Source organism: Ottowia oryzae, from assembly GCF_003008535.1.
Lineage (GTDB): Bacteria > Pseudomonadota > Gammaproteobacteria > Burkholderiales > Burkholderiaceae_C > Ottowia > Ottowia oryzae.
This window is the reverse complement of the sequence record NZ_CP027666.1, coordinates 213,797-240,345: the sequence shown is the minus strand read 5'-3', so window position 1 is coordinate 240,345 and position 26,549 is coordinate 213,797. Positions and strand designations below refer to the sequence as shown.

Annotated in this window: 24 protein-coding genes and 2 pseudogenes; 12 read left to right on the top strand and 14 right to left on the bottom strand. The window is 67.5% G+C overall.

Annotated elements, in window-relative coordinates; translation table 11 throughout:
• From C6570_RS01035 to C6570_RS01020, 4 genes are read right to left on the bottom strand one after another with little or no spacing between them, the layout of a single operon-like run.
• Positions 1-774 carry an ABC transporter ATP-binding protein gene (locus tag C6570_RS01035; protein ID WP_106701257.1) on the bottom strand — a complete coding sequence of 258 codons (774 nt, stop codon included), beginning with the start codon at positions 772-774 and terminating at the stop codon, positions 1-3.
• The gene (locus C6570_RS01030; protein WP_106701255.1) at positions 771-1,583 is read right to left on the bottom strand and encodes an ABC transporter ATP-binding protein; all 813 of its coding nucleotides are present in this window, start codon (positions 1,581-1,583) and stop codon (positions 771-773) included. The genes C6570_RS01035 and C6570_RS01030 overlap by 4 nt, the downstream gene beginning before the upstream one ends.
• Positions 1,580-2,656 (bottom strand): branched-chain amino acid ABC transporter permease, encoded by a 1,077-nt coding sequence (locus C6570_RS01025; RefSeq protein ID WP_106701253.1) that lies wholly within the window; start codon positions 2,654-2,656, stop codon positions 1,580-1,582. Before C6570_RS01025 ends, C6570_RS01030 begins: the two co-directional genes overlap by 4 nt.
• 9 nt (positions 2,657-2,665) lie before the next feature.
• The gene (locus C6570_RS01020; RefSeq protein ID WP_106701251.1) at positions 2,666-3,541 is read right to left on the bottom strand and encodes a branched-chain amino acid ABC transporter permease; all 876 of its coding nucleotides are present in this window, start codon (positions 3,539-3,541) and stop codon (positions 2,666-2,668) included.
• Between the two features lie 189 nt (positions 3,542-3,730).
• On the opposite strand from C6570_RS01020, the gene C6570_RS01015 reads away from it, so the two are divergent.
• The 3 genes from C6570_RS01015 (at position 3,731) to C6570_RS01005 (ending at position 8,125) form a co-directional block, all read left to right on the top strand.
• Entirely contained in the window at positions 3,731-4,531 is an 801-nt protein-coding gene (locus C6570_RS01015; RefSeq protein WP_106701249.1) for a crotonase/enoyl-CoA hydratase family protein, read from the top strand.
• 116 nt (positions 4,532-4,647) lie between these two features.
• Positions 4,648-5,853: an acetyl-CoA C-acetyltransferase gene (locus C6570_RS01010; protein ID WP_106701247.1), complete on the top strand. Its 1,206-nt coding sequence runs from the start codon at positions 4,648-4,650 to the stop codon at positions 5,851-5,853.
• A 112-nt stretch (positions 5,854-5,965) separates the two neighbouring features.
• Positions 5,966-8,125, top strand: a complete 2,160-nt coding sequence (locus C6570_RS01005; protein WP_106701245.1) for a 3-hydroxyacyl-CoA dehydrogenase NAD-binding domain-containing protein — start codon at positions 5,966-5,968, stop codon at positions 8,123-8,125.
• Positions 8,126-8,188: 63 nt separating this feature from the next.
• On the opposite strand, the gene C6570_RS01000 is transcribed toward C6570_RS01005, so the two are convergent.
• Positions 8,189-9,166 (bottom strand): Bug family tripartite tricarboxylate transporter substrate binding protein, encoded by a 978-nt coding sequence (locus C6570_RS01000; RefSeq protein WP_106701243.1) that lies wholly within the window; start codon positions 9,164-9,166, stop codon positions 8,189-8,191.
• 165 nt (positions 9,167-9,331) lie between these two features.
• Positions 9,332-10,825 carry an AMP nucleosidase gene (locus C6570_RS00995; RefSeq protein WP_106701240.1) on the bottom strand — a complete coding sequence of 498 codons (1,494 nt, stop codon included), beginning with the start codon at positions 10,823-10,825 and terminating at the stop codon, positions 9,332-9,334.
• Positions 10,826-10,996: 171 nt separating this feature from the next.
• Here C6570_RS00995 and C6570_RS00990 point away from each other — a divergent pair, with 171 nt between their 5' ends.
• From C6570_RS00990 to C6570_RS00980, 3 genes are all read left to right on the top strand, one after another.
• Positions 10,997-11,692, top strand: a complete 696-nt coding sequence (locus C6570_RS00990) for an ABC transporter ATP-binding protein (protein ID WP_245896259.1) — start codon at positions 10,997-10,999, stop codon at positions 11,690-11,692.
• The gene (locus C6570_RS00985; protein WP_106701238.1) at positions 11,689-12,489 is read left to right on the top strand and encodes an ABC transporter permease; all 801 of its coding nucleotides are present in this window, start codon (positions 11,689-11,691) and stop codon (positions 12,487-12,489) included. The genes C6570_RS00990 and C6570_RS00985 overlap by 4 nt, the downstream gene beginning before the upstream one ends.
• A gap of 229 nt (positions 12,490-12,718) precedes the next feature.
• Complete coding sequence (locus C6570_RS00980; protein ID WP_245896258.1) at positions 12,719-13,144, top strand: YbaN family protein; 426 nt, start codon at positions 12,719-12,721, stop codon at positions 13,142-13,144.
• Positions 13,145-13,323: 179 nt separating this feature from the next.
• Here C6570_RS00980 and C6570_RS00975 read toward each other — a convergent pair whose 3' ends face one another.
• Positions 13,324-14,166: a PPK2 family polyphosphate kinase gene (locus C6570_RS00975; RefSeq protein WP_106701236.1), complete on the bottom strand. Its 843-nt coding sequence runs from the start codon at positions 14,164-14,166 to the stop codon at positions 13,324-13,326.
• Between the two features lie 280 nt (positions 14,167-14,446).
• On the opposite strand from C6570_RS00975, the gene C6570_RS00970 reads away from it, so the two are divergent.
• From C6570_RS00970 to C6570_RS18320, 3 genes and pseudogenes are all read left to right on the top strand, one after another.
• A complete protein-coding gene (locus tag C6570_RS00970; protein WP_106701234.1) occupies positions 14,447-14,692 on the top strand; it encodes a metal-sensitive transcriptional regulator in 246 nt (81 codons plus the stop codon).
• 96 nt (positions 14,693-14,788) lie between these two features.
• Positions 14,789-15,331: pseudogene (locus tag C6570_RS18530) on the top strand (MBL fold metallo-hydrolase); the annotation flags it as partial.
• A 318-nt stretch (positions 15,332-15,649) separates the two neighbouring features.
• Positions 15,650-15,994, top strand: coding sequence for a rhodanese-like domain-containing protein (locus C6570_RS18320; RefSeq protein ID WP_245896381.1), 345 nt, complete (start codon positions 15,650-15,652; stop codon positions 15,992-15,994).
• Positions 15,995-16,210: 216 nt separating this feature from the next.
• On the opposite strand, the gene C6570_RS00960 is transcribed toward C6570_RS18320, so the two are convergent.
• Both C6570_RS00960 and lysM read right to left on the bottom strand, forming a co-directional pair.
• Positions 16,211-17,746: an amidase gene (locus C6570_RS00960; RefSeq protein ID WP_106701230.1), complete on the bottom strand. Its 1,536-nt coding sequence runs from the start codon at positions 17,744-17,746 to the stop codon at positions 16,211-16,213.
• Between the two features lie 157 nt (positions 17,747-17,903).
• The gene (gene lysM / locus C6570_RS00955; RefSeq protein WP_106704442.1) at positions 17,904-18,386 is read right to left on the bottom strand and encodes a peptidoglycan-binding protein LysM; all 483 of its coding nucleotides are present in this window, start codon (positions 18,384-18,386) and stop codon (positions 17,904-17,906) included.
• A 117-nt stretch (positions 18,387-18,503) separates the two neighbouring features.
• Between lysM and C6570_RS00950 the strand changes: the two genes are divergently transcribed.
• Both C6570_RS00950 and C6570_RS00945 read left to right on the top strand, forming a co-directional pair.
• A complete protein-coding gene (locus C6570_RS00950) occupies positions 18,504-19,283 on the top strand; it encodes a type III pantothenate kinase (RefSeq protein WP_106701228.1) in 780 nt (259 codons plus the stop codon).
• Between the two features lie 188 nt (positions 19,284-19,471).
• A complete protein-coding gene (locus tag C6570_RS00945) occupies positions 19,472-20,020 on the top strand; it encodes an IPTL-CTERM sorting domain-containing protein (RefSeq protein ID WP_123812169.1) in 549 nt (182 codons plus the stop codon).
• An 11-nt stretch (positions 20,021-20,031) separates the two neighbouring features.
• On the opposite strand, the pseudogene C6570_RS00940 reads toward C6570_RS00945, so the two are convergent.
• A pseudogene (locus tag C6570_RS00940) lies at positions 20,032-20,463 on the bottom strand (DUF2817 domain-containing protein); the annotation flags it as partial.
• A 262-nt stretch (positions 20,464-20,725) separates the two neighbouring features.
• On the opposite strand from C6570_RS00940, the gene C6570_RS00935 reads away from it, so the two are divergent.
• Positions 20,726-22,060 (top strand): MFS transporter, encoded by a 1,335-nt coding sequence (locus C6570_RS00935; RefSeq protein WP_106701223.1) that lies wholly within the window; start codon positions 20,726-20,728, stop codon positions 22,058-22,060.
• Positions 22,061-22,457: 397 nt separating this feature from the next.
• Here C6570_RS00935 and C6570_RS00930 read toward each other — a convergent pair whose 3' ends face one another.
• From C6570_RS00930 to C6570_RS00915, 4 genes are all read right to left on the bottom strand, one after another.
• Entirely contained in the window at positions 22,458-23,558 is a 1,101-nt protein-coding gene (locus tag C6570_RS00930) for a M14 family metallopeptidase (RefSeq protein WP_106701221.1), read from the bottom strand.
• The gene (locus C6570_RS00925) at positions 23,555-23,989 is read right to left on the bottom strand and encodes a glyoxalase superfamily protein (protein ID WP_106704441.1); all 435 of its coding nucleotides are present in this window, start codon (positions 23,987-23,989) and stop codon (positions 23,555-23,557) included. The genes C6570_RS00930 and C6570_RS00925 overlap by 4 nt, the downstream gene beginning before the upstream one ends.
• 24 nt (positions 23,990-24,013) lie before the next feature.
• Positions 24,014-25,264: a M20 aminoacylase family protein gene (locus C6570_RS00920; protein WP_106701219.1), complete on the bottom strand. Its 1,251-nt coding sequence runs from the start codon at positions 25,262-25,264 to the stop codon at positions 24,014-24,016.
• A 140-nt stretch (positions 25,265-25,404) separates the two neighbouring features.
• On the bottom strand, positions 25,405-26,541 hold the full coding sequence (locus C6570_RS00915) for an ABC transporter substrate-binding protein (protein WP_106701217.1): 1,137 nt from the start codon (positions 26,539-26,541) through the stop codon (positions 25,405-25,407).
• Positions 26,542-26,549: the final 8 nt, after the last annotated feature.

The window sequence follows — 26,549 nt, the reverse complement described above, 5'->3', positions numbered from 1 at the left end:
CTATCTCCAGGTCTTTTTCTTTTTCCAGCGCCGTTCGCCGCGCACACCTTCGTCCTTCATGCCCAGGTAGAACTCCTTGATGTCTTCTTTCTCGCGCAGGCGCGCGCAGGTGTCTTCCATGACGATGCGGCCGTTTTCCAGCACGTAGCCGTAGTCGGACGCGTTCAGCGCCATGTTGGCGTTCTGCTCGACCAGCAGAATGGTGGTGCCGCGCTCGCGGTTGATGCGCACCACGATCTCGAAGATTTCCTTGGTCAACCGCGGCGACAGGCCCAGGCTGGGCTCGTCCAGCAGGATCAGGTGGGGCGCGGCCATCATCGCGCGGCTGATCGCCAGCATCTGTTGCTGCCCGCCTGAAAGCAGCCCCGCGTCCTGGTTGGCGCGCTCTTTCAGGATGGGAAAGTACGCGTACATCTGCTCCATGTCGCGCGCCACGCCGTCGCGGTCGGTGCGGGTGTAGGCGCCCATCAGCAGGTTGTCGCGCACCGAAAGCAGCGGAAACACCTCGCGCCCCTCCGGTACGTGCGACAGGCCTTGCTGCACGATGTAGGCGGGGTCTTTGGCGGTGATGTTCTGGCCCTTGAATTCGACCGAGCCCTTGCGCGGGTCGATGATGCCCGAGATGGTCTTCAGGATGGTGCTCTTGCCCGCGCCATTGCTGCCCAGCACGGTGGCAATCTGGCCCTGCTTGACCTCCAGGCTGACACCGCGGATGGCCTTGATCGGGCCGTAGGCGCTCTCGACGTTCAGCAGGCGCAGTACCGCTTCGCTCATGCCGGCCTCCGCAGTGATTCCACGTCGTCGATCGAACCCAGGTAGGCCTCGATCACCGCCGCGTTGCCCTGCACCTCGCTGGGCGTACCCACGGCCAGCACCTGGCCCTGGTTCATCGCCACCACGCGGTCGGACACGCGCGAAACCAGCGACATGTCGTGCTCGACCATCAGCACCGTCACGCCCAGCTCGTGCACGATGTCCTGGATCCAGAACGCCATGTCGTCGGTTTCTTCGACGTTCAGGCCCGACGACGGCTCGTCCAGCAGCAGCAGCTGCGGCTCGGCGCACAGGGCGCGGGCCAGCTCCACCACCTTGCGCACGCCATAGGGCAGGCCCGCTACCGTGGATTCGCGGTAGTGCTGCAAGTCCAGCAGGTCGATCACCTGCTCGACCCGCTCGCGTGCGTGAACCTCTGCCGCACGGGTGGAGGGGGTGAAGAACAGCTCGCTCCAAAAGCCCGTCTGGCGGTGCGTGTGGCGGCCGATCAGCAGGTTGTGCAGCACCGTGGCGTGCTCGAACAGCTCGATGTTCTGAAAGGTGCGCGCGATGCCCAGCGACGCCACGCGGTAGGGCGGCTGTTCGGTCAGCTTGACGGTGCCTTGGGGGCCCGCAAAGTCGATCTCGCCGCTGGTGGGCGTGTAGATGCGGCTGATCAGGTTGAACACCGTGGTCTTGCCGGCGCCGTTGGGGCCAATCAGCGTGAACACCTCGCCCCGGCGCACGTCGAAGCTGACGTCGTTCACGGCCAGCACGCCGCCAAAGCGCACGCTCAGGTTCCGGGCAGAAAGCAGGACGTCGTGGTTCACTTCAGGCGATCCGATTTCTGGAAGGTTTTCTGGCGCTTGAACATGCCCTTGCGGTAGAAGGGGAACAGCTGCAGCCAGGTGCGAATCTTCAGCCACCGACCATACAGGCCGAGCGGTTCAAACAGCACGAAGGCGATCAGCACCGCGCCGTACACCACCGTCTGCAAGCCCGGCGCCTGGCCGATGGCGTCGGGCAGGTAGTCCTTGGTCATGGCGATCAGCTGCGGCATGGCGATCAGGAAGATGGCGCCCAGGAAAGCCCCGTGCACCGAGCCCAGGCCGCCAATGACCACCAGCAGCAGCAAATCGATCGACTGGAGGATGCTGAACTGGTCGGGCGACAGAAAGCGCAGCTTGTGCGCGTACAGCGCTCCGCCCAGGCCCGCCAGGGCGGCCGAAAGCGCGAACGACAAGGTCTTGTAGCGCGCCAGCTGAATGCCCATGCTTTGCGCCGATACCTCGGAGTCGCGGATGGCGACGAAGGCGCGGCCCGTGGCGCTGCGCAGCAGATTGAGCACGCCCAGCGTGACCAGCACGGCCGTCACCAGGCAAATGAAATAGAAGCCCTCGCTGGATTCGATCTTCCAGCTGAAGATGGCGGGCGCCTTCACGTGCATGCCGGCATTGCCGCCGGTCAGGCTTTCCCAGCGGGCAAACACCTCTTCCACGATGAAGCCAAAGGCCAGCGTGGCGATGCCCAGGTAAATGCCCTTGACCCGCAGGGCCGGGAGGCCAACGACAATGCCGGCCGCGGCGGCCAATGCGGCCGACATGAGCATGGCCAGGGGAAAGGGCATGCCGTGGTTGGTGAGCACCGCCTGGGCGTAGGCACCAACGCCGACAAATGCCGCATGGCCCATCGAGAACTGCCCGGTAAAGCCCGCCAGCAGCATCAGCCCCAGCCCGATCACGCCGTAGATCAACACGAAGGTGAGCTGCGCCAGCCAATACTCTGGCACCAGCCAGGGCGCGGCGAGCAGCATCAGCAGCAACAGGCCGTACCAGAACACCTGGCCGCCGTGCTTGGCCAGGCGGATGTCCTGGTCGTAACTGGTCTTGAAGATGAAACGCATACCGTGGCCCTACACCTTCTTGCGCAGCTTCTCGCCGAACAGGCCGTTGGGTTTGACCATCAGCATGATCAGCACCACGATGTAGGCAGCGATGTCCTTGAAGCCCTCGGGCAGGTAGAAGCCCGACAGCGATTCGACAACGCCGATGATCAAACCGCCGACGATGGCGCCCGGCAGGCTGCCGAAGCCGCCCACCACCGCCGCCGGAAAAGCCTTCAGCCCGATGAAGCCCATGTTCGCGTGCACGAAGGTGATGGGCGCCAGCAGCAGGCCGGCCACCGCCGCCACCGCGGCGGCCAGGCCCCACACCAGGCCGTTCAGGCGCTTGACCGGGATGCCCATGTAGTACGCCGCCAGCTGGTTCTGCGACGACGCCTGCATCGCCACGCCCAGCTTGCTGTACTTGAACATCCCGTACAGCCCACCGCAGAGCAGCACCGTCACCAGAATCACCACCAGCTGCTCGGCGCTGATGACCAGCCCGGCGATGGACCAGATCTCGTCTTTGTAGGGCACCGGCAGCGTGTGGGTCTCGGTGCCGAAGTTGGGGATCATCGTGATCAGCCCGCGCGCCACGTACCCCACCCCAATGGTCAGCATGACGATGGAAAACGCCGGCTGGCCCAGGATCGGCCGGATCACGATGCGCTCCAGCAGCACGCCAAAGAGCGCCATCGCCAAGATGGCTGAAACCACCGCCAACCAGAACGGAAAGCCCAGCAGGCTCATGGCGGCCAGGCCGCAAAAGGCGCCCAGCATCATCAGGTCGCCCTGGGCAAAGCTCACGGTTTCCGTGGCCTTGTAGATCAGCACGAAGCCCAGGGCAATCAGGCCGTAGATACAGCCCTGCGCCATGCCGCTGATGACCAACTGCAAGAACTGCAAGCGATACCCCCTTCGGAAAAAGGTGTTCGACACCGCGAACGTGCCGAGACTCTATCGACGGGGTACCCACGGCGCAGCCCCGGTAAACCCTTACCGCTGTCACCAACGCGATACGCGCCCGCAGACAAAGCCGCTTGCGCCAGCGCAAGCTTCGCCCGCGCGAAACCCGCTTCGCGCTGGAGCTGACGAATGACCGTAACTGTTGAACGCGAAGGGGCCGTGACCATCGTCACCCTGAGCAGGCCGGACGTGCGCAATGCCGTCGATGCACCCACCGCACGCGCGCTGTACGACGCGTTCATCGCGTTCGACGACGACGCCGATGCCAGCGTGGCCGTGTTCCACGGCGCGCACGGGCACTTCTGCGCGGGTTGGGACTTGAAGGCCGGCGCCGCGCTGGCGGGCGATCCGGCCGCGAAGGTGTCGGCGCTTCTGGCGTTGCACGATTACCCGGGCGAAGTGGCGCGGCCACTCGGGCCCATGGGGCCGTCCCGGTTGCTGCTGTCCAAGCCGGTCATCGCGGCGGTGGAGGGCAGCGCCGTGGCCGGCGGCATGGAGCTGGCGCTGTGGTGCGACCTGCGCGTAATGGCGCAGGACGCCGTCTTCGGCGTCTTCTGCCGGCGCTTCGGCGTGCCGCTGATCGACGGCGGCACCGTGCGCCTGCCGCGCCTGATCGGCCAGAGCCGCGCGCTGGATTTGATCCTGACCGGCCGCGCCGTCGCCGCCGACGAAGCCCACGCGATGGGCCTGGCCAACCGGGTCGTGCCCAGCGGTACCGCGCGCGAAGCGGCGCTGGCCCTGGCACAGCAGATCGCCCGCTTTCCGCAGGCCACCCTGCGCGCCGACCGCATGAGCGCGCTCACGCAGTGGGACTGGCCGTGGCGCGAAGCCATGCAGCGCGAATGGAATTCCGGCAGCGCGTGCCTGCTGGACGGCCTGCAGGGCGCGGCGCGCTTCGCGGCGGGTGACGGTCGGCACGGCAGGTTCTAGTTGCTGTCGCCCATGCGCCATCATGGGTTTATTTATACCGAGCAAGCACTCGGTGAAATATCTATACTGCGCGAAACGCTGCCGCACGCCTGCGGCCGACTTGCGGAGATTCAGCCATGACCGAGGCCTACGTATTCGACGCCGTGCGCACGCCGCGCGGCAAGGGCAAGAAAGACGGCAGCCTGCACGAGGTCAAGCCCGTCGACCTGCTGGCCGGCACGCTGGAGGCCCTGCGCCTTCGCCACGACTTTGACACCGCCACCGTGGACGACGTGGTCATGGGCGTGGTCTCGCCCATTGGCGAGCAAGGCTCCGTGCTGCCCAAGGTGGCGGCGCTCAAGGCCGGGTGGGACTGGCAGTGCGCCGGCGTGCAGCTCAACCGCTTTTGCGCCTCGGGCCTGGAGGCGGTGAACATGGCCGCGCAGAAGGTGCGTTCTGGCTGGGAAGACCTGGTGGTGGCCGGTGGCGTGGAAAGCATGAGCCGCGTGCCCATCGGTTCGGACGGCGGCGCCTGGGCGCAAGACCCGGCTACCAACAGCGCCACCGATTTCGTGCCGCAAGGCGTGGGCGCCGATCTGATCGCCACGCTGTCGGGCTTCACCCGCGAAGACGTTGACCGCTTTGCCGTCACCTCGCAGCAGCGCGCTGCCCATGCGCGCGAGGCGGGCTATTTCGCTGGCTCGGTCGTGCCCGTCAAAGACATGCTGGGCCAGACCATCCTGGCCGAAGACGAATTCATCAAGCCGCGCACCACGGTAGAGACCCTGGCGGGGCTGAAGCCGTCGTTTGAGCAACTCGGCGCGCTGGGTTTCGACGCCGTGGCCATTGGCCGCTATCCGCAGGTGGAGCGCATCCAGCACGTGCACCACGCGGGCAATTCGTCCGGCATCGTCGATGGCGCCGCGGCCGTGCTGATCGGCAACGAGGCGGCGGCCAAGGCGCATGGCTTCACGCCGCGCGCGCGCATCGTGGCCACGGCGCTGTCGGGGGCCGACCCGACCATCATGCTCACCGGCCCCATGCCCGCCACGCGCAAGGCGCTGGCCAAGGCGGGCATGACGATCGACCAGATCGATCTGTTCGAGGTGAACGAAGCCTTTGCCGCCGTGCCGATGAAGTTCATGCAGGCATTCGGCGTGCCGCACGACAAGGTCAACGTGAACGGCGGCGCCATCGCGCTGGGGCACCCGCTGGGCGCCACCGGCGCCATGATTCTGAGCACGCTGATCGACGAGCTGCACCGGCGCCAACTGCGCTACGGCCTGGCCACGCTGTGCGTGGGTGGCGGCATGGGGATTGCCACGATCGTGGAGCGGGTGTGACCGCTCTGAGTCGCTGGGTTGGCGGGTTGGAGCGACCCGCTGAGTTTTGAATGAAATCGGCTTCTGGCGCAGGCTGGAACGGCGCTGGTAGCTATCAAATCAATAGAAGACTATGGAACTCAAGACGCTGCGCTACGCCATTGAAGACGCGCCTGCGGGCCTGGTGGCGACGATCACTTTCGATGAACAGGGCGCGCCCGTCAACACGATGTGCCTGCCCTGGCAGGACGACCTGGCCGCCGTGACGGAGCAGGTGGTGAAGGACAAGGATCGCCTGCGCGGGCTGATCCTGGCGTCGGCCAAAAGCACCTTCTTTGCCGGTGCCGACCTGAAGGGCGTGATGCGCCTGAAGGCGGACGACGCGCCCAAGGTCTACGCCGAGATCGAGCGGGTGAAGCGCTGCTTTCGCACGCTGGAAACACTGGGCATTCCGGTGGTGAGCTGCATCAACGGCAGCGCGCTGGGCGGCGGCATGGAGGTGGCGCTGGTCGGCCACCACCGCATTGCCGTTCATGATCCCAAGCTGCAAATGGGCCTGCCCGAGCTGACGCTGGGCCTGATCCCCGGCGCCACCGGCATCACCAAGTTCACGCGCCTGCTGGGCCTGATGGGCGCGCAGCCGTACATCATGGAAAGCAAGCTGTTCGGCCCGCGCGAGGGGCTGGACATCGGCGTCGTGCATGCGCTGGTGGCTACGGCGGACGAACTGCGCCCAAGCGCCCTGGCGTGGATCGCCGAGCATCCGCAGGCCGCGCACCCGTGGGACGCCAAGGACTACAAGATGCCCGGCGGCACGCCCGCCAACCCCAAGGTGGCCGGCGCGTTGACTGTGGCGCCCGCGTTGCTGAAGCAGAAAACGCGCGGCCGCTACCCGGCGCCTGAGGCCGCCTTGGCGGCGATGGTGGAAGGCGCGCAGGTCGATTACGACACCGCCACGCGCATCGAAAGCCGCTACCTCGCCAGCCTGATGGCCAGCCCGGTGGCGAAGAACATGATCAACACGTTCTTCTTCAACCTGAATGCCATCAAGAGCGGCCAGTCGCGCCCCAAGGATGTGCCTCGCTTCAAGCCGCAGATGGTGGGCGTGCTGGGCGCCGGCATGATGGGCGCGGGCATCGCCTACGCCCAAGCCAGCCGCGGTATCGCCACGATGCTGAAGGACGTGACGCTGGACAAGGCCGAGCAGGGCAAGGCCTACAGCGCCCAAATCACCCAGCCGCGGGTGGACAAGGGCCTCATGAGCGCGCACGACCAGCAGGCGCTGCTGGCGCGCATCACCGCGACCGGTTCGGCGGGCGATCTGAAAGGCTGCGACCTGATCATCGAAGAGGTGTTCGAGCAGCGCGCCTTGAAGGCGCAAGTCACGCAAGAGGCCGAGCCGATGCTGGCCGAAGGCGGCTTCTTTGCCAGCAACACCAGCACGCTGCCCATCGGCGGCCTGGCGCAGGCCAGCCAGCGGCCGGAGAAGTTCGTCGGCATCCATTTCTTCAGCCCCGTCGACAAGATGAAGCTGGTGGAAATCATTCGGGGAAAGCTGACCGACGACGAAACCGTGGCGCGCGCCTACGACTACGTGCTGGCGCTGGGCAAGCTGCCCATCGTCGTCAACGATGCGCGCGGCTTTTACACCAGTCGCACCTTCGGCACTTACGTGATGGAAGGCGCGGCGATGCTGGGCGAGGGCATTCCCGCGCCGGTGATTGAAAACGCGGCAGTGCAGGCGGGCATGCCCGTCGGCCCGCTGGCGGTGCTGGACGAGACCGCACTGTCGCTGTCGGTGCACGTGCTCGACCAGACGCGTGCTGATTTCGCCGCCGAAGGAAAGACCTACGCCGCCACGCCGGGCGAACGGCTGGTCGAGCGCATGGTCAAAGAGCTCAAGCGCCCAGGCCGCGCGGGCGGTGGCGGCTTCTACGACTATCCGCCGGGCCAGAAGAAGCAGCTGTGGCCAGAGCTGAAAACGCTGTTTGAAAAGCCCGGCGCCGCGTGGGACGTGCAAGAGGTGCAAGACCGCCTGCTGTACCGCCAGGCGGTGGAAACCGCGCGCTGCCTGGCCGAAGGGGTGCTGACCAGCGTGCACGACGCCAACATCGGCAGCATCTTCGGCATCGGCTTTCCGGCCTGGACGGGCGGGGCCATGCAGTTCATCTACGCGCAGGGCGTGGATGCGTTTGAAAAGCGCTGCGCCGAGCTGGCTGCCAAGCACGGCGCGGGCTTTGCGCTGGACGGCGCCACCCAGGCGGCCATCCGGCGCTTTCAGCCCACGTACTGAGCGGGCTGCTCACCGCGTCTTTGCGGGAGCGGCGGTGCGGCTTACTGAGCCGCGCTGCGCCCGTTACTGCGGCGTGATGCCCGCGGCCTTGATCAGCTCCGCGTGCGTGCGGATGTCTTCGCTGATTACCTGCGCCAGTGGCTTGGCGTCGTGCCCGGCGGGCACCATGCCGGCGTCCAGCAGCTTGGCCTTGGCTTCACCGTCCAGCGCCTTCAGGGTGGATTTCTTCAGCCGCTCGATCACAGCCGGTGGTGTCTTGGCTGGGGCCAGCAGGCCGATCCAGGCGGACAGCACCAGGTTGTTCACCCCCGCTTCGCGCATGGTGGGCACCGCCGGCAGCAGCGCCACGCGCTGCTCGCTCAGCACACCCAGCGGCCGCAGCTTGCCGGCCTTGATGTGGGGCAGCGCTTCGGGCACCGGGGCCAGCACCATATCCACTTGGCCGCCGATCAGGTCGGTGATGGCTGGCGCACCGCCCTTGTAAGGCACGTGCAGCAGCTGGATGCCTGCGCGGCTTTGCAGCATCAGCCCCGCCAGATGCTGCGGGCTGCCATCGCCCGACGAGGCGAACGTCAGCGTGCCGGGCTTGGCCTTGGCGGCGGCCACCACGTCGGCCACGGTGGCAAAGCGCGATTTTTCGGGCACCACCATCACCATCGCCTGGTTGACCAACTTGGTGATGGGAGTGAAGTCTTTCTCGGGGTCGTACGGCAGTGTCTTGAACAGGCTTTTATTGGTGGTCAGGAAGGACGCGGGCGACACCGTCAGCGTGTAGCCGTCGGGCGGCGCCTTGGCCACGGCGGGCAGGCCAATCTGCCCGCTGGCGCCGGCGCGGTTGTCGATCAACACCGGCTGGCCCAGGTCCACCGACAGTTGCTGGCCGATCAGCCGCGCCACCATGTCCACACTGCCGCCGGCGGGCAGCGCCACGATGATCTTGATGGGCTTGCTGGGGTAGGCGTCTTGCGCCAGGCCCGGCTGGGCCACCAGCAGGGTGAGCGCGCTGGCGGCGGCGGAGAAAAGTGTGCGTAGGGTCGGCATGGGACGGGCGCTCCGGGTTGGTGGCTGTGGGATGCCACGCGGCCCTGAGTCAGGCGCCGCGCAGGACCCATCCAACTAGCAGAACCCGTGCCAATGCACGCCGCCAGCGCGGTTCAAGGCGCTGGATGCAACCGCGCCCGCCGCCGGCATGGCGCCCGTGCCGCCTTACTGAAACGCCACTTCCATGAAGCTGCGCAGCTTGCGGCTGTGCAGGTGATCCACACCGTCTTCGCGCAGGCGCTCGATGGCGCGGATGCCGATCTTCAGGTGCTGATTCACCCGCTCGCGGTAGAAGTGGTTGGCCATGCCGGGCAGCTTGATCTCGCCGTGCATGGGCTTGTCGCTCACGCACAGCAAGGTGCCGTAGGGCACGCGAAAGCGAAAGCCGTTGGCGGCGATGGTGGCGCTTTCCATGTCCAGCGCCACGGCGCGCGATTGCGAAAAGCGCCGCTGCGGCACGCCGCCGCCCAGCAGTTCCCAGTTGCGGTTGTCGGTGGTGGCCACGGTGCCGGTGCGCAGCACGCGCTTGAGCTCATCGCCCGTGAGCGCGGTGACGTCGGCCACCGCCAGCTGCAGCGCGATCTGCACCTCGGCCAGCGCGGGGATGGGAATCCACATCGGCAGCTCTTCGTCCAGCACGTGGTCTTCGCGCACGTAGCCGTGGGCCAGCACGTAGTCGCCCAGCTGCTGGCTGTTGCGCAGCCCCGCGCAGTGGCCCACCATGATCCAGGCGTGCGGGCGCAGCACGGCAATGTGGTCGGTGATGGTCTTGGCGTTGCTGGGCCCCACGCCGATGTTCACGAAGCTGATGCCGCTGCCGTCCGCGCGCACCAGGTGGTAGGCGGGCATTTGCGGCAGGCGCGGCGGCGGCACGCCGGGCACTTCGTCTGCCGGCGTGGGCAGGCCGGTGCGGTGCGTGATCACGTTGCCGGGCTGCACGAAACGGGTGTACTGGCTGTCCGGGTCGGCCATTTCCTGCTGGCCCAGCGCGATGAATTCGTCGATGTAGAACTGGTAGTTGGTGAACAGCACGAAGTTCTGGAAGTGCGAGGGCGACGTGCCCGTGTAGTGGCGCAGGCGGTGCAGCGAATAGTCCACGCGCGGCGCGGTGAACAGCGCCAGCGGCGCGGGCTCGCCCGGGCTGGGTTCGTACGTGCCGTTGGCGATGCGGTCGTTCATCGCGTTCAGGTTGGGCAGGTCGAACACCTCGGCCAGGCGCAGGCGCTGCGTCTGGCTCATGCCGCCTTCGAAGTGGTCGTGCTCGCCCAGGCTGAAGGGCAGGGGAATCGGCTCGTGGCTGGTGCCCACTTCCAGCGTCACGCCGTGGTTTTCCAGCAGCAGGCGGAACTGCTCGCGGTAGTACTTGCCGAACAGGTGCGGGTCGGTCAGCGTGGTTTCGTACGTGCCGCCTTGCGTGACAAAGCCGTACGACAGGCGCGTGTCCGGGTGGCGGCCCACGGGCACGTGCAGGCGCACGAAGGGGTAGAAGGCGCGCACGCGCGTCAGCGGGCCGTCGGGCTCGGCGGGCCCGCGGATGTACGCCACCAGCGCGTCGCGCAAATGGCTGCAAGCGGTGTCGTAGAGGTGGCGAACCTGCGCCAGCGCTTCGTCGGCGCTGTGGTACGAGGCGGGGGCGATGAAGGGCGGCAGCGAAATCATGGCGCATTGTCCACGCTGGGCGTGACGCCTGCGCGCGCGGGCCAGGGCGCCCCCACGCCTATGATGCCGGGCCTTGGCCAGCCATTGGCAGGGCCCATCACCGTTTCGTAGGCATTTAGGCTGCCAGCGCCGGCTGCGAGGGCGCTGGAAGCTATCAAAACAGGAGTTAACTTGCCTGAGAGCGCCACTGCCTCATCCCCGGCCCCATCTACCGCGCTGGCCACTGCCGGCAGCGCGCCGCTGCTGGCGCTCAAGGGCCTGCAGCGCCTGCACGTCGGGCCGGTGTCGCTGGCGCTGGCGGCGGGTGAATGCGTGTCGCTGATGGGCGCATCCGGCGCGGGCAAAAGCGTGCTGCTGCGCGCCGTGGCCGATCTGGACCCGCACGGCGGCGACGCCTGGCTGGCTGGCGTGGCCTGCAGCGCCATGCCCGCGCCCGCCTGGCGCCGCCAGGTCACCTACGTGCCGGCCGAAGCCGGATGGTGGGCCGACAGTGTGGCCGCGCACTTTCCGCCCGTTACCGATTTCGCGGCCCTGCTGCCCCGCGTGGGGCTGAGCCCCGCGCTGGCGCAGGCGGCGGTGGCGCGCTGCTCCACCGGCGAGCGCCAGCGCCTGGCGCTGCTGCGCGCGCTGCAGCCGGGCAACCGCGTGCTGCTGCTGGACGAGCCCACCTCGGGCCTGGACGACGCGGCCCGCGCGCTGGTCGAGCAGCTGCTGCAAAGCCGGCTGGCGGCGGGCGTGGCGGTGCTCATGGTCACGCACGACGCGGCGCAGGCGCAGCGGCTGGCGCACCGGCACTTCGAGCTGGTGGGTGGCCAGCTGCAACCAGCGCGCCACGGCGCAGCGCTGTCGCCCGGGGGCGCGCGATGAGCGCCGCCGTCGTCAGCACCGTGGATTTGGCCGTGGCGGCCGGCCTGCTGCTGTGCAGCGCGGGGCTCACGCTGGCGCTGGGCCTGGGGCAGGCGCGATCGCTGGTGGTGGCCGGCGTGCGGGCGGTGGTGCAGCTGCTGCTGGTCGGCATGGTGCTGAAGCTGGTGTTTGCCCTGCAGTCGCCCTGGCTGGTGGCGGCCGTGGCGTTGTTCATGCTGGGCGCGGCCGCGCGGGAGATTTTTGCGCGGCAGGACCGGCGCCTGTCCGGCTGGTGGGGCTGGGGCATGGGCGCGGCCACCAGCACGCTGGCCACCGTGGTGGTGGCGGGCGCCGGGCTGGCGCTGTTGGCGCACCACCCGTGGTGGTCGCCGCAGGCGGTGATACCGGTGGTGGGCATCGTGCTGGGCACGGTGATGAATGGCGTGAGCATCACGCTGAACGCCTTTACGCGCGGGGTGGAGCGCGAACGCCCCGCCATCGAGGCGCGCCTGGCCCTGGGCGCCACGCGGCGGCAGGCGCTGGGCGACTTGCAGCGCGCGGCCTTGCGGCAGGGGCTGATTCCGGTCATCAACCAGATGTCGGCCGCCGGCATCATCACCTTGCCCGGCATGATGACGGGCCAGATCCTGGCCGGCATGGCGCCGCTGGAGGCGGCCAAGTACCAGATCCTGCTGCTGATGCTGCTGGCCGTGGCCGCCACGCTGGGCGCCGTGGGCGTGAGCTTCTGGGCGCTGTCGCGCGTGAGCGATGCGCGCGACCGGCTGCGGCTGGACCGGCTGGCCCCGCCCAGCCGCTGAACCGCTGTGCCAGCCGCTGGCCGGCCGGTGCGCCGGTGCGGCGCCAGCCCCCGCGCATTTCAGCCGCTGGCTGACACCGCGGCAGCGCCCGGCGTGCGATGCTGCCGGCTGGCTTGTCCCGGGCTTGCTCGCGCCCAAATCAAGGCGCCACGCCCCCGCGCGTTGCAAACTTTGGGTTCGCCGCCACCTGCCCGTTTGATCACCTCGTATCGCCTGCATTGAATCCCGCATGAAGGAATCGCCCCCGCCGCCGCGCGCCATCCCCAGCCCCGAGAAAGTGGCGTTTCGCCGCCGCATGGCCGTGCTGGCCTGGCGCGCGCTGGCCCTGGTTTTTTTGGGGCTGGGCCTGATCGGCATTGCCTTGCCCGTCATGCCCACGGTGCCGTTTTTGATCGCGTCCGCCTGGGCCGCCAGCCGGGGCTGGCCCGCGTTTGAGGCCTGGCTCTTGGCGCACCGCATCTTTGGCCCGCCCATCGTGCAGTGGCGTCAGCACGGCGCCATTCCGCGGCGCATCAAATGGCTGAGCTGCAGCATGATGGCCTGCAGCGCGCTGGGCATGCAGTTCTTCCCGGCCATCCCGCTGTGGCTGCGCATCGCCGTGCCGGTGGTGATGCTGGCCGTGGGCATCTGGCTCTGGCGGAGGCCCGACGCTTGAATAACCGGCCGGCGCGTACCGTTGCGCTCCCACGCAGGCGCGCGGTGCCGGCGCTTGGTTTGGAGGTGTTTTAGGCCTCTGGCGCAGGTGGATTGAGCGCTGGCAGCTATCAATAAGATAGTTGATGGTGCTCGCCGACCAGGCGCCTCGCGCGCCCACGGGCGGGCGCGCCGAGCAGATCAGACGATCTTCAGGCCCTTGAGCGCCGGGTCGGGCGGCGGATAGCGCAGCTTGAGGCTTTGGAGCTTGTCGCGCACCAGCGTGGCGATCATCACGTTGCGGTGCGTCTTGCTGTCGGCGGGCACCACCACCCAGGGCGCGTACTCGGTGGACGTGGCGCACAGCAGGTCGTTGTAGGCGCGCTGATAGGCGTCCCACTGCTTGCGCACGGCGATGTCGCCTTCGCTGAACTTCCAGTTCTTGGTCGGGTCGTCGATGCGCGCCTGCAGGCGCTCGCGCTGCTCGTCAGAGCCGATATGCAGCATGAACTTCAGCACCACGGTGCCGGTCTCGCTCAGCATGCGCTCGAAATCGTTGATCTGGCGGTAGCGCTGCGCCGTGGTCTTGGCGCTGATGTATTCGTCCACCACGGGCACCAGCACGTCTTCGTAGTGGCTGCGGTTGTGGATCATCATCTCGCCCGAGGCGGGCAACTGCTGCTGGATGCGCCACAGGAAGTTGTGGCGCCGCTCCAGCTCGGTCGGCGCCTTCCAGGCGTGGGTGCGCACGCCCAGCGGGCTGGTTTCCTTGAATACGGCCCGGATGGTGCCGTCCTTGCCCGCCGTGTCCATGCCCTGCAGCAGCACCAGCAGCTTGAAGCGCTGGTCGGCCCAGAAGATGTCCTGCAGCGCGTCCACCTCTTTGGCCAGATCGGCCAGCAGGGCTTTGTCCTTGTCCTTGTCGCCGGTGGAAAACGGCTTGGCGTTGGTGGGCACGCGCGCCAGCGAAAAGCCCTTGCCGCCCACCGGCACGTTCCACGGCGCGGCGCCCGTGTCCGCCTTGCTGTCGTTCTTCTTTGCCATTCACTGCTTTCGTTCAGGTTGGATATCGGCTGCGGCGGGGCGCCGTGGCGCACGCACTCGCTGTGCGGCATTTTCCGGGCAAACGGGGGTTGGGGGCGTCAGCCGACGCCGCGCGGCGCGGTCCGCCGGGCGACAGCGACGCGCCGGGTGTGCGCCCAGCGGCCAGCCCCAGCCGCGAGGGGTGTGGCCGTGAAAATACGCATCTTTGATTACATTCCGGCTAACATTCGCCCTGTGATGAGTGCGGTGTGACACCTTAGTACTAAAGAAAAGAAGAATCATGAGCATGGTGAAGGACGAGGCAGGGAAGAAAGCACTGTGTGACCGCCTGGCGCGGGTGGAGGGGCAGTTGCGAGGCCTGCAGAAACTGATTCAGGCCGAGGCCGAATCCGAAAAAGTGGCGCAGCAGATGACCGCGGCGCGCAAGGCGCTGGACAAGGCTTTCTTCGCGCTGGTCGCCACGCTGATCGCCGAAGGCCAGGTCGATTCGGACGAAGTGGCGGCCCTGCTGCTGCGCTTTGCCTGATCAGGCTGCGGGGGCTTTGGGCCCCCAGCCGCCGCCGGGGCGCGGGGGCGCGACGCGCAGGCGGCACGTGCGGGCGCTTGCGCCTAAACTGCGCGCATGAACCAGACCCAGCTTTTCGACCCGGCTTCGCATTCGTACACCTACATCCTGTTCGATGAGGCCACGCGCGAAGCGCTGATCCTCGACCCGGTGGCCGAGCAGCTCCAGCGCGACCTGGACACCGTCGCGCGCCTGAACCTGAAGCTGAAATGGGCGGTGGAAACGCACGCCCACGCCGACCACATCACCAGCGCCGCCAAGCTGGCCGAGATGACCGGCGCGCGCCTGGCCGCCCCGGCCGGCTGCGGCGTGGCCACGGCCGCCGTGCAGCTGGGCGATGGCGACGTGCTCAGCTTCGGGCGCGAATCGCTGCGCGTGCTGCACACGCCCGGCCACACGGCGGGCAGCGTGTGCTTTTACTGGGAACGCAAGTCGGTCGAAGAGGAAGAAATCCCCACCGAGCTGACGGCGCTGCCGCTGGGCCACGAAATGCGGCCCGACCTGCGCCAGGACGAGCGCCATGTCTTCACCGGCGACACCCTGCTGATCGGCGGCTGCGGGCGCACCGACTTCCAAAGCGGCTCGGCCGAGCAGCTGTACGACAGCATCACGCAGGTGCTGTTCGCGCTGCCCAACGACACCATCGTCTGGCCCGGCCACGACTACAACGAGCGCACCCAGTCCACCATCGGGCTGGAAAAAGCCACCAACCCGCGCATAGCCGGCAAGTCGCGCGCCGAATTCGTGGCGCTGATGGCGCAGCTGGACTTGCCCAAGCCCCAGCGTATCGACGAAGCCGTGCCGGCCAACCAGCGCTCGGGCCTGGGCGCGCCCGCGCCCGCAGGCGCGCAGGATGACAGCCCCACGCCCGCCGACGGTTACGCCGGTGACATCAGCCCGCAGGCCGCCTACCGGTGGATGACCGGCGGCCAGGCCGTGCTGGTGGACGTGCGCACCGATGCCGAGCGCGAATGGGTGGGCTTTGTGCCCGGCGCCCGGGTGGCCGCCTGGAAGCAGTGGCCCGGCATGGCGCTGAACCCCGACTTCGACGCGCAGCTGCGTGAAGCCGCCGCCGAAGGCCAGCCCGTCATGCTGCTGTGCCGCAGCGGCGTGCGCTCGGTGCCCGCCGCCCAGCGCGCGACCGAGCTGGGCCTGACGGCCTACAACATCCTCGGCGGCTTTGAAGGCGCGCCCGACGCCAACGCCCAGCGCAACCACCAGAACGGCTGGCGCCACGCCGGCCTGCCCTGGCGGCAGAACTGACGCGCCTGGGGCGCCAGCGGCTTGGGCGGTGGCGCTGGACGATCAAAGTGCAACTGGGCGGCGGCGACTGCGAGTGCGAGTGCGGTGAGGCAGCGGTGCCGAGCAACCACCGGCGCCCAGGTTGATCTAAAGTAAAAAGCCGCTCCAGCGCAGGCGCCACCAGCGCTGGCAGCTATGAATTTGTGAGTATTTCGCAGCGCCGTGCCACGCGGCGCTTCAGCGTGCCGGTGGCGCGCGGCCCGCATCCGCATCCGGTGCAGCCGCTGCTACTCCGTTCGCCGAATCGCGCACCAGCGGCAGCCGCGCCAGCCAATCGCCAATCGCCCCTTCGTACGCCGCCGCCAGCGCCAGCACACCCGCGTCGTCCTGCGGGCGGCCGATCAGTTGCATGCCCATCGGCAGGCCGTCGGCATTGAAGCCCACCGGCACGCTGATGCAGGGCAGCCCGGCGAAGGTGGCATAGATCACCACTTCCATCCAGCGGTGGTAGGTGTCCATGGTGCGGCCGGCCACCTCGCGCGGCCAGCGCTCGGCGACGTCGAAGGGCCACACCTGCGCGGTGGGCAGCGCCAGAAAATCGTACCGCCCGAACAGCGCCAGCATGCTTTGGTAGAACTGCGTGCGCGCCACGCTGGCGGAGAGGAATTCCGCCGCGCTGCAGCCTTGCGCCTGGTCGTGCTCCCACAGCGCCTCGGGCTTGATAAGCGCGCGGTTGCTGGCCTTCAGCAAAAACGGGGCGATGCGCGATGCCACCAGCACGCGCCGCCACACCAGCCACGCTTGCCAGACGCGCTCGGGCGCCATGCCCAGCGCGGCGGGCGCCACGGCGCAGCCCAGCCCTTCAAGGCGGCCCAGCCCCTGTTCGCACGCGGCCAGAATGCCGGGCGCCATGGGCAGGTAGCCGTTCAAGTCGCCCAGCCAGCCGATGCGCGCTGTTGTAGGGTTGAAAGCGGTGCCAGCGCCCGCCCCATTTGCGCCAGCAGCTATGGATAACGGAGCATCCGGCGAGTAGCCCGCCTGCGTGTGCAGCAGCCGCGCCACGTCGCGCACGGTGCGGCCCATCGGCCCTTCGGTGCCCAGCTGGCTGACCCACACGTCGTGCGCGGGCACCATCGGCACGCGGCCCTGGCTGGGGCGCATGCCAAAAATATTGGCCCAGCCCGCCGGGTTGCGCAGGCTGCCCATGAAGTCCGACCCATCGGCCACCGGCAGCAGCCGCAGGGCCAGCGCCGCGCCCGCGCCGCCGCTGCTGCCGCCCGCCGATTTGGTGGCGTCGTATGCGTTGCCGGTGGCGCCAAACACCTCGTTGAAGGTGTGCGAGCCCAGGCCAAACTCGGGCGTGTTCGTCTTGCCGATCACGATGCAGCCCGCGCCCTTCATGCGCGCGGCCATCAGCCCGTCTTCGTGCGCCACGAAGTGCTTCATCAGCGGCGAGCCCAGCGTGGTCGGCAAGCCCGCCGCGTTGGAGAGATCCTTGATGGCCTGCGGCATGCCGTGCATCCACCCGCGCGAGGCGCCGCGCGCCAGCTCGGCATCGCACGCATCCGCCTCGGCCAGCAAGGCGTCATCCGGGCGCAGCGACACGAGCGCGTTGTACGTGGGGTTCACGCGGTGGATGCGCGCCAGGTAGGCGGCCATCACCTCGCGGCAGCTCAGGCGCCGGGCGTGGATGGCTTCGGACAGCGCCGTGGCGTCCAGCGCGGTGATCGGGTCGGGGGCGGCGAGGGCGTTGGCGTGGGTGGTGTCGGGCATGGCGGCACTCTACGCGGGGCAGCGCGGCGAATCGAGTGCGTGCGCGACAGGGGCGCTGGCGCCAAGGCGGGCCAACAAAAAAGCACCCCGAAGGGTGCTTTTCATCAGTGAAATTGGCCTTTGGCGCTGGTGTGGCCAGCGCCAGTAGCTATCAAAATCAGAGTGCCGGAATGCGCAGTTTCTGGCCCGGGTAGATTTTGTTCGGGTCGCTCAGCATCGGCTTGTTGGCTTCAAAGATGGCGTTGTACTTGTTGGCGTCGCCATAGTATTTCTTGGCGATGGCCGACAGGGTGTCGCCGCTGACCACGTCGTGGTACTGCGAAGCGGTGCCTGCGGGGTATTGCAGGTTGTTGTCCACGCCGCTCACGCTGGCCACGTTGCCGGCGGCCAGGCCAGCTTTTTCAGCGGCTTCCTCGCTGGGCGCGCTGCCTGCCAGGGTGACTTTGCCGGTGGCGCCGTCGAAGGTCACGGCCAGGTCGGACAGGCCCAGATTCTGCTTGTCGATGTAGGTCTTGATGGCGTCGCCGGCCTTGGCGTTCAGGTCGGCCAGGTTGGGCGCGCTGGAGGCGGCAGCCTGTTCGACTTCCTTGCCGCCGAAGAGCTTCTCACCGGCTTCCTTGATGAAACTGAACAATCCCATGTGCATTCTCCTGAGTGGATATAGAGCGGAAAGTCGCAATGTACCCCGCGCCTGTGCGCGTCCGCGTGTCAGGCCCTGACAGCCCCTGTAGGACAAACTCGCTAATAATGGCGCCCCATGACATTTTTGGCGATCGACGTTGGCAATACGCGACTGAAATGGACGCTGTACGACCGTGCCGAACCCGGCGCTGGCGTGCTGGCGCACGGCGCTGAGTTCCTGGAGCAAATCGACCGCCTGGGCGAACGTGCATGGGCGTCGCTGCCCGAGCCGCACGCCATGCTGGGCTGCATCGTGGCGGGGCAGGCGGTCAAGCACCGCGTGCAGGAGCAGATGGAAGGCTGGAGCATTGAGCCCAGCTGGGTCGTGGCCTCCGAAGCCGAAGCGGGCCTGACCAACGGCTACGACTACCCCTCGCGCCTGGGCGCCGACCGCTGGGTGGCGATGATCGGCGCGCGCCACCACATGCTGCGCCGCGGCCCCTCGCGGCCCATCCTGCTGGTGATGGTGGGCACGGCCGTGACGGTGGAGGCCATCGACCAGCACGGGCGCTACCTGGGCGGGCTGATCCTGCCCGGGCACGGCATCATGCTGCGCGCGCTGGAATCGGGCACCGCCGGCCTGCACGTGCCGACGGGCGACGTCTGCGAATTTCCCACCAACACCAGCGACGGCCTAACCAGCGGCGGCACCTTCGCCATCGCCGGCGCGTGCGAGCGCATGTTCCAGCACCTGTTCAAGCACTGCGCGGCCGAGCCGCTGTGCCTGATGACCGGCGGCGCGGGCTGGAAGATGCTGCCCGCGATGACCCGCCCGTTTGAGCTGATCGAGACGATGATTTTTGACGGCCTGCTGGTGGTGGCCAAAGAGCGTGGCGAGCGGGTTCGCCGGCTCTGATTGGATCGCAATCCGCCGTGCCGATGGCGCACGCGGGAGGGTCGGCCAGATAGCCGCTGTTCAGTGAAGTTTCACGCTATCGACAGGATTTCGTGATAGTCGAAGATCTAGTGCGAATGGCCTAGTGCATTCACGCCATGCAGCCTTTAGACTCATTGGTATCTCAATGGATTTAAAAGGACGGCGTGATGAGACAAGGAAGTTGGATCGGCTGGATAGGTGCGGCGGCCTTGGGCGCGTCGATGCTGGTGGGTGCGCAGACGGCCTCTGCGCAGACTTTTCAGGTTCAGAGCATCGATGCGCTGGGCTGCAACAGTGGCGATTTCCGCATGACGGTCGTGCGCGCGGGCCTGGACGGTGGCAGCTACGTGGTGCGCACCGTGGTGCAGGGTGGCGGGCTGGTCTATATGAACGAGAGCGCATCCATCACCACCGATAGCAGCGACAGCTGGGGTTTGTTCGACCTTTTCAACTATGGTTCCGTGCCCAATCCAGGCACTTGGCCCATTCCGCAGAACACGCCGCTGCAGATTGATTTCACCCTGGAACGCCCGGTTGGCACGGTGCTGGATGCCTGGACGCTGAATGTGTCTGGCTGCAACACCGGCGCCATCACCTACAACGGCCCCACCCCTGCCGTGGCCGCCGTACCCGCCACGTCATTGCCCGGGCTGATCGCGTTGTCGGGCGCGTTGGCCGGGCTGGGCGTGATGGCGCGCCGCCGGCGCCGGGGCTGAAGCGACCGGCATCAAGCCGTCCATCGATCATCGGCGCTGGCGCTCAACCCGTCCACCGCCTCAAACAGCGCCTGACGCGCCTGGCTGATGATCTGGCCCTTCCACGCGTCCGTGTCGGTGTAGAACGCCGCCAGCACCTGCGCCTTGATCTGCGCGGCCAGCTCGGGCGGCGCCTCGGGGTGCAGCGCCAGCCACTGGTCGGCGCGCAGGGCCTGCAGCACGTCCATCACCGGCTGCGTGCCGTATTCCATGGCGATGCCGGTGTATTCGGCCTGCGGGGCGGCGTCGTAGATGGCGGTCCACATCAGGCCCGTCAGCAGGGCGCTGGTGGACGTGCCGTCGTAGATGGAGGTGACCTGCTGGCCCCACCAGCGGCGCGCGCGTGCCACGGCCGCGTCGTCGCGCGCGCCAGCGTGGATGCGCTCGCCCACGCCGCTTGCGCCCGGGCTCGAGCCGACACCGCGTCTTGGCCACAGTCCTGCTGTTGCACCTCGCACCTGACTCCGCCGCGCTATTTCGGGGCAACACTGGGGTAATTACCTAGAATCGCAGGTTTGACTGCGCCTTTCCTGCACGTCGCGGTTCCTTGCGAACTGGCCACCCTCCAGCTTTGCCTGCGCCGATCCCCATATCCCGGGCGATCCCAGAACCCGTCGATTGCGCTCAAAACTGCGCCGCATTGCGCTGTCTTCATCCAGAGGACACATGACTTCGCAAACCCTTCCCCAAGGCGCCACCCCATCGGCGGCGCCCCGCGCATTGACGCGCGGTGACTACAAGACCCTCGGCCTTTCTGCCCTGGGCGGCACCCTCGAGTTCTACGACTTCGTGGTGTTCGTGTTTTTTGCCAACGTGATCGGCTCGTTGTTCTTCCCGGCCACGATGCCCGATTGGCTGCGCCAGCTGCAGACGCTGGGCATCTTTGCCGCGGGCTATCTTGCGCGCCCGCTGGGCGGCATTCTGATCGCGCACTATGGCGACATCCTGGGCCGCAAGAAGATGTTCACCTTGTCCATCTTTTTGATGGCGGTGCCCACACTGGTGATCGGCCTGCTGCCCACCTATGCCTCCATTGGTATCGCGGCACCCTTGTTGCTGCTGTTGATGCGCGTGCTGCAGGGCGCGGCCATTGGCGGTGAAATGCCAGGCGCCTGGGTGTTCGTTGCCGAGCATGCGCCCGCGCGTCACTACGGCTTTGCCATTGGCGCACTGACTTCGGGCATCACCGGCGGCATCTTCCTGGGCTCCATCATCGGCGTGTGGCTCAACAGCACCTACAGCACCGCCGAAATCCACGATTGGGCCTGGCGCATTCCCTTCATCCTGGGCGGCGCCTTTGGCCTAGTGTCGGTTTACCTGCGCCGCTTTTTACATGAGACGCCCGTGTTCAAGGAACTGCAGGCCCGCAAGCAGGCTGGGCGCGAGTTGCCGCTGAAGACCATTTTGCGTGAGCACCGCGCAGCGTGTGTGCTGGTGGCGCTGATGACCTGGGTGCTGTCCACGGCAGTGGTGGTGGTGGTTTTGTTTACGCCCACCTATCTGCAGAAGGTGTTCCACATTGCCCCAACTGCGGCGCTGCGGGCCAATGCGCTTGCCACCATCACGCTGACGATAGGTTGCGTATTCTGGGGCTGGCTATCGGACCGCATGGGCACTCGTTTTGCCATGGTGCTGGGCTGGCTGGGCATGAGTGTCACTTCGTATGTTTTCTACCTCAGCCTGCCGGGCACCGATGCCTCGCTGCTGTGGTCGTATGCGCTGGTGGGCTTCTTCGTGGGCAGCATCTCCCTGCTGCCGGTGGTGGGTGTGCGCGCCTTTCCCGCTGCGGTGCGCTTTACCGGCCTGTCTTTTGCCTACAACATGGCCTACGCGGTGTTTGGCGGGCTGACGCCAATGCTGGTGTCGGTCTGGCAGCAGACGGACATCATGGCGCCTGCCCACTATGTGGCCGCCATGGGTATCTTGGGCGCGGCATTGGGCTTTTGGCCGCTGGCCAGCAGGGGCTGGCAGCCTAGGGGCGCTCTGCACAATCCAATTTGAGTGCGCTACGGGAATCTTTGGGATGGAGCCCTTGCTCATGAAGTTTCTGCTGGTCAGTTGGATCCTTCACCATGGAAGCCATCGATACTTTTCTTTGGCGAAGCAGTGACAAGCTCCTCGGGCGCGGCCCTCAGCGAATCAGCTCACTCAAGATTCCCACTAGAAGCCCGCCGCAGCGCTGGCGCCACCGCGCGACAAGCTATCCATTTGATAGTTGATTCGCTGCAAAGCGCCGGGTACGAGGCCAGCGGGCCTGCGCTCTCTGCCAAGCCCGCTCTATATCAAAAACGATAGCTGCCAGCGCAAGCAGCACCTGCGCCAGATCAGTATCCGACCAGTAAACCAAGTCGCGAGGCAGGAGGGCGACGCACGACCCATCCCGCCGCCCGCGGCAGGCTCAAGCGGCGCCAGCCCGCCCGCTCAACCCATCCACCGCCTCAAACATCGCCTGACGCGCCTGGCTGATGATCTGGCCCTTCCACGCGTCCGTGTCGGTGTAGAACGCCGCCAGCACCTGCGCCTTGATCTGCGCGGCCAGCTCGGGTGGCGCCTCGGGGTGCAGCGCCAGCCACTGGTCGGCGCGCAGGGCCTGCAGCACGTCCATCACCGGCTGCGTGCCGTATTCCATGGCGATGCCGGTGTATTCGGCCTGCGGGGCAGCGTCGTAGATGGCGGTCCACATCAGGCCCGTCAGCAGGGCGCTGGTGGACGTGCCGTCGTAGATGGAGGTGACCTGCTGGCCCCACCAGCGGCGCGCGCGTGCCACGGCCGCGTCGTCCTGCGCGCCGGCGTAGATGCGCTCGCCCACGCCGTTCGGGCCCAGACCGGTGTGCAGGTCGATCCAGGCGACGTGGCTGGCGTGCCCGGCGTACTCGCGCAGGATGGCGCGCACGGTCTGGTTGCTCCAGGTGGGCGCGGTGCCGCCGTAGAACAGGCCGTCGGGGTACTCGTACTGCCCGCCCGTGATGGCCGCCTGCCAGGCGGCCAGGCCGTGGCGGGCGACGAAGTCCTGGATGGCCGCCTGGTTGGCCGCGTCCGGCGGCCAGGTGGGCGGAAACAGCAGCGGGTGCACGCGCCGGTAGCCTTCGTTGACGGGCATGGGCGCGCTGAAATCGTGAAAGTTGCGGTTCAGATCCACGTTTTCCTGCGTGACGCGGCGCACGTGGGAGAAGCCGTACGGGTTCAGCGCATGGATGTACAGCACGGCCACGCCGGCGTCGCGGGCCTTGGCGCGCCACTCGGCGTCGTGCAGCGCGAACACCTGCACGCCGCTGCCGCAAAAGCCTTCCACGCCGTGGCAGGCGCTGCTGACGATGAGCAGGCGCGGGCTGGCCGGGTCGCCTTCCAGTGCCACGTCGGTGGCCAGCTGTTCGCCGTCGCGCCCCGGCAGTGGGTGCTTGAACGACGCCAGCTGCAGGCCGGCGATGGCGCCCGCCTCCAGAAACTTCACGCGCGCCTTGGCGTAGCTGGTCGAAAACGCTTCGGGGATGGCGATCAAGGGGCGGGCTCCGGCGGGGTGGTGGAGGGTTGTGCGGTGGGCGGCAGCTCGGCAAAGAAGGTCAGCCGGTTGCCGCTGGGGTCGGTGATGGCCATTTCGCGCGTGCCCCAGGGCGTGTCCTGCAGCCCCGGCTTGGCGTGGCGGTAGTCGGCGGCCAGCAGGCGCTGCTGAAAGGCCTGCAGCGTGGCCACGTCGGCCACCGGAATGCGCACGGCGCCGCCGGGGCAGCAGTCGCCGTGATGGCCGGTCAGGTGCAGCACGCAGCGGCCCAGCGACACCTGCTGGTACAGCGGAAAGTTCTCGCCAAAGCGGTGCTGCCAGTCGACGGTGAAGCCTAAGAAATCGACGTAGAAGGCGCGCGCCTGTGCCTCGTCAAACTGCCGCAGCAGCGGCGTGGCCGGGCCGAAAGCCGCGGCCGGTAAGTTGGACACGGCGCCGGGCGGCACAGCGCGCGCTTACTTGCCCGCGCCTTGCGGCATGGGCCGGTCGGCGGGCGGCTGGTGGGCCAGCCACTGCTCGGCCAGGCGCACCCAGTAGGTGGCGCCCAGCGGGATCAGGTCGTCGTTGAAGTCGTAATGCGGGTTGTGCAGCGTGCACGGGCCCGCGTCGTGCCCGCCGCCTTCGTACTGGCCGCGGTGCGCGCCAAAGCCGTTGGCGATGAAGCAGTAGGCGCCCGGCTTTTCCTGCAGCATGAAGGAGAAGTCTTCGGCGCCCATGGTGGGTTCTTGCGCAATGGCGTTGTCGGGCCCCACGATGTCGGCCATCACGCGGCGGCAGAAATCGGCCTCGTACGGCGTGTTGATGGTGGGCGGGTAGTTGCGCTCGAACTCGAACGCGCAGGTGGCGCCAAACGCAGCGCTGACGCCCTCGGCGATTTCCCGCATGCGCCGCTCGATCAGATCCAGCGTTTCAAAGGTGAAGGTGCGCACCGTTCCCTGAATTTCGCAGCTGTCGGGGATGACGTTGGTGGCCTCGCCCGCGTGGATCATCGTCACCGAGATCACGCCCGCTTCCACCGGCTTTTTGTTGCGCGTCAGGATGGTCTGAAAGCCCTGCACGATCTGGCAGGCGACCGGCACCGGGTCGGTGCCCATGTGGGGCATGGCCGCGTGGCCGCCCTTACCGGTGATCACGATCTTGAATTCGTTGCTGGACGCCATCACCGGGCCCGCGCTGACGGCGAACTTGCCCACGTCCATGCCGGGCCAGTTGTGCATGCCGAACACGGCTTCCATGTCGAACTGCGTGAACAGCCCGTCCTTGATCATCTCGCGCGCGCCGCCGCCGCCCTCTTCGGCGGGCTGGAAGATCAGGTACACGGTGCCGTCGAAGTTGCGGTGCTGCGCCAGGTGCTGGGCGGCGGCCAGCAGCATGGCGGTGTGGCCGTCGTGGCCGCAGGCGTGCATCTTGCCGGGGTGCGTGCTGGCGTGGGCGAAGGTGTTGAACTCGGTCATCGGCAGCGCGTCGATGTCGGCGCGCAGGCCAATGGCGCGGCCGCTTTGCCCGCCGTCGCGCCCGTGCACGATGCCCACCACGCCGGTGGTGCCCAGCCCGCGGTGCACCGGAATGCCCCATTCGGTCAGCTTGGCCGCCACCAGATCGGCGGTGCGCACCTCTTCAAAGCACAGCTCGGGGTGCGCGTGGATGTCGCGCCGCACGGCGGCAATGCCGGCGGCCTGGGTGAGGATGGAGTCGATCAGCTTCATACAAATCAGTCTAGCGCGCGCCGGTGCAAAGCGTGCAGACCCGCCGACTGGGCCCGGCACGCATTCCGTTGGTGGCCGCTATCAAAAAAGAAGCTACCAGCGCATACCCCATGCGCGCCAGAGGCCCATTCGGCTTGTATTCAGACGCGCACGCGGCCGTCGCCCGTCAGCATCGACAGCTCGACAAAGCGCGAGGCGACGTGGTTGTTGGACGCGAAGCCCACGCGGTAGCCGCCGAAATCGTCGTTGATGGATTCCAGCGCCGTGACCAGGCTGTCGCGCGTGGGGCGCCCGCCCGCGCGGCGCAGGCCCTCGGCGAACACCTTGGCCGCCAGATAGCCTTCCATGCTGGAGTAATTGGGGTTCACCTTGCCGCTTTGCCGCGCGGCGGCGACGAATTCGCGCGTGATGGGCCGCACCGCGCTATACGGCGAGGGCATGACCTGCGACACCATCACGCCCGCGCCGTCTTTGCCCAGCTCGTCCGCCAGGGCCTGCGTGCCCACGAAGGACACGTTGTAGAAGGTACCGCCAAAACCCGCCTTGCGCGCCGCGCGGATGAACGCGGCGCAGGCCTTGTACGAGCCCACCTGCACGATGGCCTGCGCGCCCGAAGGCGCCAGCTTGGCCACGGCGGCGGCCACGTCCACGCTGTTGCGTTCGACCGTCGCCTCGGCCACCGGCTTGAGCTTGCGCGCGGCCAGCGCCTTGGTCACGCCCGCCAGGCCGGCCTTGCCGTAAGCATCGTTCTGAAAAAACACGCCTATGCGGTCCTGGTGCAGGTTGACCAGCTGTTTGACGATCAGCTCGGTCTCATCGTCGTAGGACGCGCGCAGGTGAAAGGCCTCGCGCTTGAAGGGCTCGCGCAGGGTCATGGCGCCGGTGAAGGGCGCAAAAAACGGCACGCGCGCCGCGCTGGCCAGGGGCAGCGCCGCCACGCTGGTGGGCGTACCCACGTAGCCGAAGAGGGCGAACACGTCGTCGCGGATCAGCTTTTCGGTGTTTTGCGCGCAGCGGTCGGGCTCATAGCCGTCGTCCAGCTGGCGAATCTCCACAGTGCGGCCGTTCACGCCGCCCTGTGCAGCCTGCTGCTGAAAAAAGAGCTGCGCGCCGGCATGGAACTGCGTGCCCAACTGCATGGAAGGCCCCGAAAACGCCGCCGACTGGCCGAGCACGATGCGCGAGTCCTGCGCGCGCACCAGCCCCGCGCCAGCGACCGCGCTGGCCCCCAGCATTCGAGCAAACTGACGCCGATTGAATGAGAATGACTGCTTCATGGCTGGCC